At 56.8% G+C, this 13,309-nt stretch carries 8 protein-coding genes; 2 read left to right on the plus strand and 6 right to left on the minus strand.

Going from position 1 to position 13,309, the window contains the following annotated elements:
- Positions 1-79: 79 nt before the first annotated feature.
- Positions 80-742: a pentapeptide repeat-containing protein gene (locus tag MHM88_RS12395; RefSeq protein WP_239365371.1), complete on the minus strand. Its 663-nt coding sequence runs from the start codon at positions 740-742 to the stop codon at positions 80-82.
- 166 nt (positions 743-908) lie between these two features.
- Positions 909-2,666 (minus strand): ATP-dependent endonuclease, encoded by a 1,758-nt coding sequence (locus tag MHM88_RS12400; RefSeq protein WP_239365373.1) that lies wholly within the window; start codon positions 2,664-2,666, stop codon positions 909-911.
- Positions 2,667-3,217: 551 nt separating this feature from the next.
- Between MHM88_RS12400 and MHM88_RS12405 the strand changes: the two genes are divergently transcribed.
- Complete coding sequence (locus MHM88_RS12405; protein ID WP_239365376.1) at positions 3,218-8,410, plus strand: hypothetical protein; 5,193 nt, start codon at positions 3,218-3,220, stop codon at positions 8,408-8,410.
- A 175-nt stretch (positions 8,411-8,585) separates the two neighbouring features.
- On the opposite strand, the gene MHM88_RS12410 is transcribed toward MHM88_RS12405, so the two are convergent.
- From MHM88_RS12410 to MHM88_RS12420, 3 genes are read right to left on the minus strand one after another with little or no spacing between them, the layout of a single operon-like run.
- Positions 8,586-9,926, minus strand: a complete 1,341-nt coding sequence (locus MHM88_RS12410) for a hypothetical protein (protein WP_239365384.1) — start codon at positions 9,924-9,926, stop codon at positions 8,586-8,588.
- On the minus strand, positions 9,926-10,981 hold the full coding sequence (locus tag MHM88_RS12415) for a hypothetical protein (RefSeq protein WP_239365386.1): 1,056 nt from the start codon (positions 10,979-10,981) through the stop codon (positions 9,926-9,928). Before MHM88_RS12415 ends, MHM88_RS12410 begins: the two co-directional genes overlap by 1 nt.
- A complete protein-coding gene (locus MHM88_RS12420; protein WP_239365389.1) occupies positions 10,981-11,316 on the minus strand; it encodes a hypothetical protein in 336 nt (111 codons plus the stop codon). Before MHM88_RS12420 ends, MHM88_RS12415 begins: the two co-directional genes overlap by 1 nt.
- A gap of 70 nt (positions 11,317-11,386) precedes the next feature.
- Here MHM88_RS12420 and MHM88_RS12425 point away from each other — a divergent pair, with 70 nt between their 5' ends.
- On the plus strand, positions 11,387-12,406 hold the full coding sequence (locus MHM88_RS12425; protein WP_239365392.1) for a hypothetical protein: 1,020 nt from the start codon (positions 11,387-11,389) through the stop codon (positions 12,404-12,406).
- Between the two features lie 271 nt (positions 12,407-12,677).
- On the opposite strand, the gene MHM88_RS12430 is transcribed toward MHM88_RS12425, so the two are convergent.
- Positions 12,678-13,121 (minus strand): transposase domain-containing protein, encoded by a 444-nt coding sequence (locus tag MHM88_RS12430; RefSeq protein ID WP_239365394.1) that lies wholly within the window; start codon positions 13,119-13,121, stop codon positions 12,678-12,680.
- Between the last annotated feature and the right edge of the window lie 188 nt (positions 13,122-13,309).

Raw genomic sequence — 13,309 nt, forward strand, 5'->3', positions numbered from 1 at the left:
TGCAGTAAGCGGATCACTGCGGTGCAGCAAGCCAAAGGAGACATCGACCCTTTTGGGGGAAGTTTCGTGTTTCTCTAAACTATTGGGCCTGGGGTATGCAATCCACTATGATGGAAGCCCACCAGCCTTCAGGCTTATAGTTCTCTGGTACTTCGACCAGGCTCCCTGAACGATCTAATTCATCCATTTCAATGCCGTCTGGCAATTTCGTGTCGGGGCAGACTATTGAACCTATGAAGCTCGTGCTCGTAATCCCATCCACATTCTCAAAGGTCGAACCGGATGAAAAAACAGCTCCATGGAACTTGGTGTCCTTCAAGTTTACACCCTTAAAGGACACATCGGTAAAGTGAGCTCCCGAAAAATCAGCACCAACCAAAGAAACCCCGTTGAACTCTAGCTCATAAAAATCACCATTACGGAAATCGGCACCATCCAAGTTGACAGCGGTATACGTGCCCCCCGTTAACTCCATACCGCGAAGACTGATGCCTTCTTCCATTAGCTCGGCGAGAGCCATACCGGGGATGGGACCGCCAACTTGAAGGAATGTCTGCTGAGAGAGAATAGTAAAGGCACGGTAAATTTTGTCTTTTCGAACGTCTTCGCGCTGCCTCTCACGCTCGTCCGCCTCGAACACCCAAACCGCTGCGACAACAAAAATAGCCAACTTCGAAGCAGCATCGGCCAATTGCACCAATGGACTCGAAGAAATCCAAGAAACAGTCTTTGAAACATTCATCAAACTGGCCCTATCCCCACCACATTATTGCTTTCGAGTTTCCACAATAGGTCAATGTCAATCAAGAGCGGCCCAAACCGGCCGTTCGTCACATCTGCGTTTAAGGGCCGCAAAGGTACCAAAGGACAAACCCTCCAGACGAGGGCCGCAATCACTTGCTTTCACGCTAGCCATCGAGATGGCGCTTCACATCCTTAAGGGTTTCGAAAAGCTCTGGAGGGATATCAGCCGCTGTCATTTCATCAACAACACGAGATGAAGTCACAGTGACTTTCAACTCTTCTTGTATCCTCTTGGTGATTGCCGAAAATACCGACTTGCCTGGCACAACACGATATCGAAAATCCTCCTCTTGCCAGCCTTTTGTGAAATTAGCCTCTTCTTCGGCGGAAATGGTCGCGATGTCCTTCTTTGACCCTTTGCCGACTTCATAGGTTATCTTTGCTCCGATCCTGGCCGACAACGTCTTTGACTTCACTTCGTCGACACTTGTGTTGATCGCGTCAAAGACAACTTCTTTATAGTTTTCTTGTAGCCGATCACGGCCAAACTTTTTTACAACGGCAGCAATCGCTTCAGGCACCAAGAGGAGGTTTTCGATTTCCTTACGTGGAAGAACTCGACAGAGCGTATCCCCAACACTCACACCTTCTATGAAGTCATCTATCTCTTCATCACACCGATAGTCGCGATCAAAAATAGCCGACACAGGTATCTTGAACCCAAAGAAGTTCTCGAACACCCAAGAGGAAGTTGTGACTCTGGTCCAATTTGCAAATCCGTCGGTCTTCATGAGAGTAACGGATGAATTTGAGATGAAGTCCATCCCTCCAAGTTTCTTGGCAATTTTTGAAAGTATCCTTGCGTCATTGCCTTCGAAGTACAGAACCTTTTTTGTTTTTGCCAGTCTGGCGAACTGTGCGTTCTCTGAGCTGCCAATCGCAGAATAAACGTCTGAATATCCAGCTTCGCCTTGAATTCTCTTGGCACTCCTAGATCCGGGTCGGACAATTAAGACTTCGCCGGGTTCGACATCATTAATAATTTCAGTTGAGTGCGTGGCGATAAAGTACTGACCAACCCGTTGGCTAACTAGTCTGAGAAGACGGTGCTGCAAATCAGGATGCAAATAAATGTCAGGTTCGTCCAAGATAAGCGTTGAAGTATGGTTTGAGGTCGAGAGGTGCATCATAGTTTGCATCCAGACTTGGAAGCCAAACCCAGCCCATTGTACCTCTCTTACATGAGGTCCGTCACGAAAATACATCCGAACTACTGGGCGTTTACCTCCTCTCTCGATCTCAGGTCGTTGGACCCTGATACCCGGCCAGCCCAACTCAACCAAATCCGCAAACGATTCAAACTCTGCTTCGGTTTTATGAAGCCAAAAGTTACGAAAATTCCGGCTGGCAAGTCGTCCATACCGGTTTCTTTCAACAGTTTCTTGCCGCACAAGTTCTTCGTTTTGCTCAAGCGGGCTTAGCGTTGGAACTATAGTCAGATTTAGCGGAAATTGATCTCGCAAAAACTGCGTGTTTTTTCGAGGTTGAAGTTCTGTTTTTAAATAGCATTCCAATGGCCCGTCGTTGGATGCAGTAACAATGAAGGAGTTTCCGTTCTCCAGTCTGATTGATATTTTTGCACGCCCATCACCAAAGTTGTGTATGCAATATCTTAGGTCAGTTTGAATAGCCGACACCGGCACTTCCCAAGTCGAACAGACGCCATCCTCAGCGTGGGACTTAAAAGTCGCGTTCCTTCGACCGGCATACCTAAGCGCATCGAAGGAAATCCTAAATGCGTCTAAAGCCGTCGACTTGCCTGCATTGTTAGGGCCAACGAGGACGTTTTTGGACCTTGCAGAAATAGTGAACTTCGAAAACGTTTTGTAGTCATGGAAATCAATAGACTTTACTCTGCTCATCAAAAAAAACCTTGCTGAGTTCTACTGCGTTGCAGTGGGGCTTTCCGCAGGAAATGGCTATTCTCTACAGATCGACAAGTGGTTAGTCTATAGGTTGCTAGGAACTCCATCTTTCCGCAAGGATCCTGAGGGACATTTCTTGCATAGCGGTCGTTCGTGCGAAACGCAGCGAATGACTGCTCTCCGCCCTTGGAGCAAAACGTGTCGCAAGCGCAGCACAGATCGAGGCGTTGCAGCGAACGGCAGCTTCGTCCGCACAGCTGACCTTGGCGTGCCAGAACATGCTGCACGATGCGACCGATGGCCGGTTTGGGGAAGCTGCGCCGCAGCGAGGGCGAACCTCGCGAAGGTCCGGTATGGGCCGAAAGCGGCGCTGCAACTTTCGCCATCCACACAGCAAAAGCGGACGTTCAAATAGCTCCGTTCGTCAGATATCACTAGGATGCAGAGCTACAAACATTCGGAAGATTATGGCCCCGCCTAGGAAGACATCGAAGCCGAGACCTTCTCGAGGCAACAGCGCGCAGCGCGCGCCTGCGACGCTGCGCTCAATGAGCGGGGCGGGGTTTGAATTCGAAGACCTGATAAGCGCGTGGCAGCTGGTGAAAGCCCTTTCGGGTGAACTGGCTCCGGGAATCGGTAGCGTCGTCACAAAAATCCAAGCGCAAGTCTCGACCTTAGGCTGGCACATTGACGACCTCCTGCTGACGGCGCAGGCAGCGGACGCACCGCGACGATTGGCGATCTCCGCGAAGGGGAACACTCAGGTGACTGCGGCCGGCCTCCCCGCTGATTTCGTGACCCGCGCCTGGGAACAATGGCGAGACGCCGAGGGGCCGTTTAACCGCGCGACCGACGGACTAGCTCTAGTGACGCTCGGCACCCATCCGACTTTCGAACCGGCATGGCGCGAGGTAAAAAGCGCGTGCAACGGTCCAGATATGGCGCTCGCGATGAGCCGCATCCGCAGCAATGCGAGGCAATCGCGGGTCTTTAACAGCGTCCAGAGCCCCGGCAGCGAAACCGACCAGGAGACCATCGAGCTCATTCGCCGATTGCATGTGCTGCCGACCGACTTGCAGTTCGCGCATTCGGAGGATCAAGCTAGGGCTATCGCTCGATGCCGCTGCTTACTCGCGTCTGACCGCAACGAGGAAGCAATTGCTCTTTGGGAGCGGCTCATACACGTCGCGAAGGAAGTGCGCCTTCGTATTGGGACCGTAACCGTCTTGGACCTCGTGTCTATGCTGCGGGGCCAGTTCCGTCTTCGCCATCACCCAGACTATAAGCGCGATTGGGAGACGCTCGCCGACATAGCAACGGACCACAAGGCGCGGATCGAGACCGAGTTCACATCAGGCCATGTTGTATCTCGGAATGCGGAAGAGGCGGCGTTCCGTGCGTCGGTCGCCGACAATCTCGTCACGACGGTCTTGGGGGAATCGGGTTCGGGCAAGTCAGCGCTGGTCAAGACGGTGTTGGACGGCAGCTACGAATCTTGGAACCAGGTGTGGTTCGGTCCGGAAGATTTGCAGAAGGCGCTTAGCGCAGCGCGCCGCAGCGCTCTCCCGCTTACGCACGAGCTTTCGCTGGTGTTGAACGCCACTGTGGAGCCGCAGAACGTATTGGTCATCGACTCGGCGGAGCGCATCGAGGCCTGCGAGTTCCCTGTCATCCGCCGGTTGCTTCAAGACATCCTGCCAGATGACGACAAAGAGACTGAGGCCGCGTGGCGAGTCGTCATCGTGACGCAGACTCAGAGTTGGATCGAAGGCGAAGAGACCATACTCGGCCTACGGAAATCGCATCTCGTCGAGGTCGAGGCGCTCAAGAGCGACGCTGTGAAGTTGGCGCTTCTGAAGTTGCCCACTTTGCATTGGTTGGCCGCGCATGAGGATACTATCGCGGCGCTAACAAATCTGCGGACGTTGGCCTGGGTCATCAAGGCAGGCCCGGCACTGGGGTCGAACGCCGGCGGACTGGCGTCTCACACCGCCGTCGCCGACCGCCTCTGGAAGTATTGGACGAAGGACCGCGCCGACGTGCAGGCGCTTATGATGCGCCTTGCCCAGCGAGAAGCATCGTTCGAGCGCAGCTTCGCGCTGACCGGGTTGGAGCCGGCGGATACAGCCACGTTCACCCAACGGCCCCACGAGCTTCCGCTACGCCTGAACGAGCGGACCAACCGCATCGAGTTCGAGCACGATCTTGCGGCGGATTGGGCGCGCTTTCAGTTCCTGAAGCAGATTTGGACGGATACGTCGCAGTGGGCCGCCCTGGCTGGCAATCCTCTCTGGACGAACGCGCTTCGGATGTTGGGGCAGTTTCTGCTTCGGCAGCCAGCCGAGACTGGCACGGCTTGGGACGTCGCGTTTACGGCCGCGGAGTCCATAGAGGATGAGCTAGCGGGCGATGTCCTCCTTGATGCGCTCTGCTTGGATCCCGACGCCGAACGCTTCTTGACCGAACGCGTCGACCTGCTCCTCGACAAAGGCGAGAAATACCTCACGCGGCTGCTTCTGCGTTTCCACCACATCGCGACAGTGCCGACCGGCGGCAAAACGGGATTGAGCGCTGAGTACGGCTTGTACCTGGAGGCGCATTATCGCTCGATTGTCTTCGGCCGGTGGCCGCCCGTTCTCCGCTTCCTCATCGCGCAGCGGGAGAGACTGGCTGGGGTGGTTTCACCCGCTCTAGCGAAGGTTATCGAGACCTGGCTTATGAAGACACCGCGGACGCTGAGCAACGGCCTGCTGATGCCATTCCGATTGGAATTGGCAGAGATGGTGCTCGACATGGCTCGAACAGTTCAGGTCGAGAAGGGCCATGGGGTCATGTACTTGATGCGCGAACCGTCGCTTTACACCGCACCGTTGGCTGGCGTCGCCGACCTACCGACCGAGGTTAGAAACTGGGCGCTTGAACTAGCGGGGCGCCGAGAGGTCGACGCTGACGTCAAACGGCGCATCGCTGAGGTTCAGCAACAGAAGGCGAAGGCGCACGCCGAGCGTCTAAGAGCCGACGCCGAATACAAGGCTCGGCACGAGGAGCGAAAGCAGGTACCACGCTCCATCGGATCATCCCGGGATCGCCTCCCGCCCTGGCCACTGGGGGCCTGTCACAAGCTCGACAGGGATTTCCGGACCGCCTGCATCAAGCAGAACGGCATTCAGTATCTGATGCGCGCGCGCCCCGAGTTGGCCAGCGAGGTCCTGCTTGCGCTCATTATCGAAGATCAGCCTGAGCGGGAATACGGGTCCCACCGACTCGAGATTGACCTTGGACTTGACTACCCGGAGGACGCGCACCCGACAGTCTTCTGGAAGAGTCCGTTCTTCGCTTTCTTGCAATTGGCCCCGGAAACCGCGCTCGCCTCGCTCATCAAGCTGGTGAACTTCTGTACGGAGCGCTGGGCCGCGGAGGTCATGAGGGGCCGTGACGGCGCGCCGCCCGGAATAACACTGCAATTCGCGAACTTGCCAAAAAAGACTTTCCTCGGCTGGTGGCAGGTGTTCGACTGGCCGCAGTCCAATGACTCGATGCGCCGCGGAAATCTGTTCTGCGCGCTCGACGCGTTGGAGCGGTGGCTTACGCTGCGGCTAGACGCAGGTAAGGAAATCAATGCTGATATCGAGAGAATTTTCGAGGAGGGGAACTCCGCGGCGCTTGTAAGCGTGCTAGTCAATGTCGCGAAGTATCGGCCATCGCTGCTAAGGGGGCCACTCGCGCCCCTTCTGACGTTTCCAGACTTGTTCTATTGGGACAGTGTCCGTGTAAAGCGCGTAGACTACAATTTCACCGATTGGGCCTGGCTGCGGAGTGGCCAGGTAGTGTTCGACTTCGCGCGCGATTGGATCTTGGCGCCCCATCGCCAGAAGAAGTTCGTAGATGTCGTTGCCGAGCTAGTGTTGGCCGACGACGACCTTGCACGGCGTCTTCAAACGGTGCTGAAGACTTGGGAGCTGCCTGAAGACCCGAAAGAGGCGTTGGAGTTCAAGCTGCTATTCGCCGCGCTCGACCGGGCCAATTATCAGACGGTCACCGACCCGACGACAGGCGCGGAGAGTCTGGACCTCGTGTACCCAGACGACCTGCGCCTTGAGGTGCAGGCGTGGCATGCGGATAACGCACCATCTCTGACATATCTTCTCCTGCCAACCCAGTGCGAGCAGCGTCTTCGAGGCGATCAACCACTCAGCGACGATGAAGCGGCGTACCTCTTCAATGTTGTCGAAGAATTCGAGGCCGGGGCGGAGGGCGAGGACCAGGTCGAGAAGTCAAAGTGTCGGTCCGCTGCAGCCGGCACCCTCATCACACTGGGCGACGCTTGGCTCGTTCAGCATCCCGATGCTCAGCATCTCGTGTTCGAAGTAGTGCGTGCTGGTGTGGCGGCAGTGGCGTCTACGGTAGAAGAGATTCGCGGACGGCGCGCAGAGCGTTTCCGCGGCGAGCTGAAGTTCATCGCCCACGCGGTAATGCACCAGTGGCTTGCCGATGGAGACGGTGTTCAGGAGTGGGACGCGGCCGTCCTGCGGCTTCTGACGAGCGGCGACACGGAAGCGACCGCCGTCGTAATCGGCGTTGCCTATGCCAATCGAAAACAGCTTGGTGCGGCCTGGTGGCGGCTGCTCCGCGCCGGGCTCTTCTGGTCGGGCCTTAACGTCCTCGCTCCGCACCACGGAGACGACGAGGAAGCGGAGCGTGCCTGGCTTATGTGGCTCGCGCGGCTGCGGCGCTTTCCGCTTCGTGGAAGGAATGCGACGCCAGATGACCTCAACTTCGAGCGTGTCGCCGCAGGCGTAGGGCGGTTAGACTTCCGGCGCCAGATGAGGCTCTACAATTCTGGCGCCCAGACTTGGCGCGGAAAGCCGGAACGCCGACGGAGCGGCTCGTTAGACGACCACTTCCTCAGTGTTCTGTTCAACTGGCTGATCGATGGCGGTGGCACTGGCGACCGTCGCCTCGATACAGACTTGGCGCTGCGCATCTGGGACTACGACGCGACGCGCGCCAGGGAGCGGGAGAAAAACGAGTACGGCGAATACGACTTGCCAAGCCAGAACTTCGGCTACGACATCCTTTTGAAGCTAGGAGCCTTGACGCTATCGGCGCTCGAAGGAGAAGAGTGGGAGGTTTGGGAACCGGTTCTCTGCCACGGTCCGGCAGCACACTACGCGCTGCAGCACTTCATTACGGGATTGTTCCTGCGTCTGGGGAAAGGTGACGACCCGGCGGCATTCGAACGTGTCTGGCGGGCCACCGCGGAGTACGGCCTTGCCGCCGGCTGGTCTCAACCTGGCCTCTGGTTCTACGGCGAACGCCTGATCTGCGACCTGCTCGGCTTCGGCAAAGAGGCCGCGTTGGCCCGGCTGAAACCCGGCGCGGCTATGCGTATGAAGGATGTCTACGAGCGCTGGGCCGCCGCGCACTTGGCTCGAGACGAAGAATGCGTCACCCGCTTCTGCCACTTCTTGTCGACAAGCTTTGGGGCCACGCTTCGTCTTGACGGCCTACGCTGGCTGGCAGCCATGCTGAAGGAGCGAAAGCCCTCTGGTTACTGGTATCGTGAGAAAACAGGCGACGCGCTGGTGGAGCTTGTGGCGACGGCATTGACTTCCGACGGCCAGGCACTGTCGCAAAATGATCAGGCGCGGCAGGCGCTTGTCGAGATTTCGGCTGCCCTTGCCGCCAAGAGCATTCCAAGCGCCCTGAGTCTGCATGATCGCATCAAGCTGCTGCGATAGACCGGAGCGCACCACGCCAAATTTCACCCCAGTAGAAAGTCCGCTTTCGAGCAGCGACGTGATCGGTTTCGATAATTGGAATAGGGCGCCAAGCGGCCGCACTTTCGGTGAAAGCGGAGCGGCAGCTTTGGGCCGGTCGTACAGGCCGCCCAGTCCATATTCTGCAAAGTGCTCCTCATGGCAACACCGTCATAAGCATCGTCCCTTCCTCCCCGGTTCGGAGGTCATATTGTTGCGTCCCCTGACCGTCCACAATCTGACTCTGCAATCGGATTTTGCCCGTGTTTTCGCCCGAGCTGCCCTGATTGAGCGCTTTAACCGACAATTGGTAGACCCCCGGGGACACGCGAACCGTATCGCCATGGCCACGTGCGGACAGGCGTAAATTGCGTTTTGACCAGACCTCTCGTTGAAACTCGTCAATCAGAACAACATCAACCTTGTCGCCGTCTTCGCTGCCGTGGTCCCAGATCCGAAATTCAAGCGGCCCACGGATCGTGACAGGGGTCAGGCCACTATCCCCAAAGACCGGCGGGCGGCCACGCCGCAAGCGCGACACATCAACCCCGCCGACAGGCAAACCGTTCATGAACCGGCGGGCGTTGGAGAGTATTCCGCGTGCATCGCTTTGGACCTGTTCATAGGTGCTATCGCGTCCGCTGCGAAACCGTTCGGGGATGTCGCTTAGGCGCTCGTATTTCCACTTTAGCTGCCGCGGCACTTCATGCATGAAAACCCGATCATCATAGACGTTGTATTCATAGTCTTCGAGATAAAGCCCATAGGCGGTGCGCACCCCTTCGCGGATACGGTTGACCGCACCAACCATGGCCACCGTTTCCGCAAGTTTGTTGTTCTTGCGCCACCAATGCATGGCATCCCAAGCACTGACCTTGATGTCATTCAGATGCACATCAACAATCTCGCCTTCTTTGAATATCTCGATGGCTTTCTTGCGATCAACGTAGTTTGGGGAGACCCCTTTCATGTTATCAATAGAATGCACAAAAAACATCTCGTCCCAATCCGGGGAGCCGGGCACATTGAATGACCATTGGTTCGCTTTGCCGATGGCACCTGCGTCAATCAGAATACCATAACGGTCCTGGTCTTTGGGATTGTAGAAAACCACCTGCAATTCAACGTCATAAACGGAAAGCAGGCGCTCTTCGGTGGCGCGATCCATGATGTCACTCAGACTAATCATCACCGGATCGCGTCCCGGCAGGCCATGGGGCAGGCAGACCGTGGCACCGGGGGAACCGCCGCCGCGCAGATTCCAGTTGAAGGTGCTGGAAACCAAGGCGCCCCCCATAAGAGAACCGATCTGGATTCTGGCTTTCCAATACAACAGGCCAAAGCCAGCTTCATTCTCGGCGAAACCGCAGCGCGGAAATCCATCGACTGTGAAGTTTGCCGTGAACGGTTTCGATTCAAACTGGTGCTTTGGTCCTGCGGCTTGTACGGGCAAGGCAAGCCCAAGCGCAAAAGTCAGGGCGATAAGCCAACGCGGCATCACAATCCTCCCTCGTTGAGCCATTCTTGGAACGCATCCTGAGTGGCCTTGGGCTTTAGCGGGACAGGATCGCCTAGATCAGGGAGTTCACCCTCGGTGAAGACCGTGACAGTGGTTTCTTCCTTGCTGGTGGGCAGAAGATCGGCGTAGTCAAAGCCAATCAGCGAGAGGCCTCCGGCCCCGCCCCAGATGGCAAAGGCCGTCAGCAAAAAAAGTAAGGGGGGGATCACAGGCCCCGGCAAGGGCGCAAGGTTTTCGGGGTCGGCAGCGCTACGTCCTTTTGGAGCCTCGGGCGCGGTCGGTTCGGCGGCGGTGGCTTTGGCGCGATGCCGCGCTCGGGGGTCCTTGGGCGGGCTGGCGGCCGGCTTGGGCTTGGCCTTCGTCTGACGGGCGGCAGGGTCTGACCGAGGCGCGCCGGTGGCCTCCGAATAGGTCTCTGTCTGTGGCCTGAACCCGTACCCCTTGGTATCGGCTGTTTGGCTTTCGCTTTCTTGCGATTTCGCGCGGCCCGATGCCTCCCCGGCCTGGGTTTTGCTTTCAGGCTTGGGCTTGGGCTTGGGCTTGGGAGGATCGCTTTTGGGCTTATCTGTTGCCGCTTTTTCCTGTGCACTACGTTTTGCGCCGCGCGCCCCGGCATATTCGGGCTTCGGGGTGTCGCGCTGACCGCTTTCTTTTGACGCGGGTTCCTCCTCGGGCTCGGTTGCGTTTTGATCCCCCGCGGCGCGGCCTGCGCCCCTGACACCGGCGTATTCCGCTTTCGGTGCTTCGGGTTTCGGCTCTGGCTTGGCCTTGGGCGCGTCCTTTGCTTGGGAAACGTCTATGCTAAACAAGATCGCAGCTTCATAAAGCGTGAACCCTTCGCCATGCGGCGGAGAGGTGACCACGCCATCCTCTGGGGCGCGCACGCGAAGCGTCCGGCCTTGGTGGCTGCGCAGATCAATCAGCGGATCACCCTTGCACACGACCGAGCCCATCTCGACGTGGGTCTTCATCACGGTAATCGGGTAATAATCCCCCTCGGGTGCCCGCAAGGTCATGCTATTCGGTTTCACCATCAGATCAGCCCGACCAAACGCGCCAAGGCAAGGCCCCACGCTTCGGGAATGAACCCAACCACGATGAAATACAGACAAGTGCCAATGTAGACGAGGAACGTCGCGCCATCGTCAGAGCGGCGGAACATACCAACGAAGACCGCGGTTATCGCAATGCAGAACAACCAGCCAATCGCCGCAACAATCGGCAACAGCGCGGACGAGGTGCCAAACCCGAAGCGTAAGACGAGGGCGGGCGTTACCGCGAAGATGCCAATGGCGAAGCCCACGCAACCCATCCAGAAAGAGGCGGTTTCCCGGGCCTTTCGCAGGCGTTCTTCGGCTGACTTGCTCATTGCCTTTGAAAGTAGGAGAAATAGAGGGAGAGAAAAAGATGAAATTCATTACGAAATATGAGACTGCCTAATGTACGGTTCATTTTTCATCACGCCGCACCTCTTCTTGTTGGCCATGTTATCGCTTGGGTTGTTCAGCCAACCGGCCATCTCCCAAAGCAAGATGAACGGTATGTCGGCGGATCAGGTGGTGAATTTCTGCGCCGACTGGCCCGACCGGCGCGCCGAGATTGCCTCCACCGATTTCGATGACAGCTTCAAGAACTATGGCCTTGCGATGGAAAAGATGCAGGACATGACCGAACGCCTTTCGGAAATGGACGATGAGGCATTTCTGTCAGCCGTAGGACAATGGACGGATCGTGCCCTTTCACTCACACGGATCGTTGCCAACTCGGCTTCGATCTACAAGGGCAACATCACAGGATCCGCCGATCAGGTCGAGGCTCAGATGATCAAGGTTATCGGCGGGCTGTCGACAGCCGGGCAGCTTTCCATCGCAGGAATGCAAGGTGATGGCAAAGGCGCGGCTTGGACACTGTCTCTGAATCAGGCCAAACAACTCACGCCATGGGCGGCGATTGCCGGGGTGGTCAAGGATGTTCATTCGACGATAAAACGTGACCAAAACTGGAGCGAAAGCCGCGAACACCTTCGCGGATTGATCGGGCGGGCCGAGAAAGAGCTTAAGAAAGCCAATCGCGCCCGCAAAACATCGAGCCTTGAGACCCTGAACGCAGCCCTGCAAGAGTTTGACGGCATCTGTAACGCAGTCATTCCAAATGTCGAGCCATGCATTCAAATCGACAAGGGAGAAGCCAGCGACGGGCGCTCGATCTATCGGGCAATGAACACCTGCGATTTCGAGATTTTCGCGGCTTACTGTGTTGAGGCGGACCTGCCCAATGCCAAGGGATGTGGTGAAAACGAAAGCACTTGGTTCACCTATGGCAGAACTCTCAAACCTGGGCAGGAAATGGACAACATGTTCAACCTCCATGCCCTTGGCCCTCTCCGTTTTGCCGCCTGCCCGGGCAACCGTTTCAAAGTGAAATATGATGGCGTGGGCGGCTATTACTGCACGAAGTAGAGCTCATTGACAGGACTCTCGGAACCTGAAATTGGGCGCCTTAGTTGCCGGTATGGTCCTTGGTTTCCTTGCTCTTAGTGTCGACTGCCTTTTACTCTAACTCTTTGAAAAATTACCGTTTTCTCTTAGAACTCTCTTGAAAAGGTTTGTCTGTTTTTCATCGAGTTGGCGAAGCACCGGAAGGATTTCCTGTTTTTTAGCCTCTCTTGCTTTGACGATCTTTGGTGACTGTCCGGTGAATGGCGCTCTGGCGCTGTTCCGATGCGGCCTGTTACGCTGCTTGGGTAACGTAACGCCAAGGAATCAGCTCGTCCAGTCGCGTGATCTTGTGGTCGGTGATCCTGCCGTGCACCCATGTGAGCCAAGACTGGGGATCGACCTTGTTGAGCTTGGCGGTTTCGATGAGGGTGAAGGCTATGGCCATGGCTCTACCGCCCCCCTCGGAGCCTGAGAACATCCAGTTCTTGCGCCCGATGGCCACCTTCACCGCATCCATTGCCTGCTTGCGCGTGCGGATCAGGTCTCGCATCGCTTCTTGCTCTTCATCGGGCGTCCAAATTGGCGTCAGTTCTCCAGCGCGCCAGAGCTCCGCCACCTCGGGCCGCGCCTTGATCTGCACCCCGTTGCGCGTCTCGCTCTCATAGGTCTCGCCGGTCTCTTCCAGCTCCAGGCGTTCAAACCGCAACACCGCTTTGCAGAGCTGTTTGAACATCATCACGTTGCTGGGTTTGAGCCCGTCCACTGTCGGATGGCACAGCGGCAGCGCCAGCCGGTCAAAGGTCCAGCACAGCTCGCCGATCAGCCTGATGTGCCCCCATCGAGTGGTCCAATTTGAATGTTAATGCATCGTCGGTCTTTGGTCTATCGGGACGATGCTTTTGGGCGCTGGGGGCCGGTATCCTA

Origin of the sequence: Epibacterium sp. MM17-32, from assembly GCF_022348205.1 — a bacterium.
Lineage (GTDB): Bacteria > Pseudomonadota > Alphaproteobacteria > Rhodobacterales > Rhodobacteraceae > Epibacterium.

Excerpts from the sequence above, each read along its gene's own strand:
- MHM88_RS12395 (WP_239365371.1), bottom strand. The coding sequence starts at position 742 with ATGAATGTTTCAAAGACTGTTTCTTGGATTTCTTCGAGTCCATTGGTG.
- MHM88_RS12400 (WP_239365373.1), bottom strand. The coding sequence starts at position 2,666 with ATGAGCAGAGTAAAGTCTATTGATTTCCATGACTACAAAACGTTTTCG.
- MHM88_RS12405 (WP_239365376.1), top strand. The coding sequence starts at position 3,218 with ATGAGCGGGGCGGGGTTTGAATTCGAAGACCTGATAAGCGCGTGGCAG.
- MHM88_RS12410 (WP_239365384.1), bottom strand. The coding sequence starts at position 9,926 with ATGCCGCGTTGGCTTATCGCCCTGACTTTTGCGCTTGGGCTTGCCTTG.
- MHM88_RS12415 (WP_239365386.1), bottom strand. The coding sequence starts at position 10,981 with ATGGTGAAACCGAATAGCATGACCTTGCGGGCACCCGAGGGGGATTAT.
- MHM88_RS12420 (WP_239365389.1), bottom strand. The coding sequence starts at position 11,316 with ATGAGCAAGTCAGCCGAAGAACGCCTGCGAAAGGCCCGGGAAACCGCC.
- MHM88_RS12425 (WP_239365392.1), top strand. The coding sequence starts at position 11,387 with ATGTACGGTTCATTTTTCATCACGCCGCACCTCTTCTTGTTGGCCATG.
- MHM88_RS12430 (WP_239365394.1), bottom strand. The coding sequence starts at position 13,121 with ATGATGTTCAAACAGCTCTGCAAAGCGGTGTTGCGGTTTGAACGCCTG.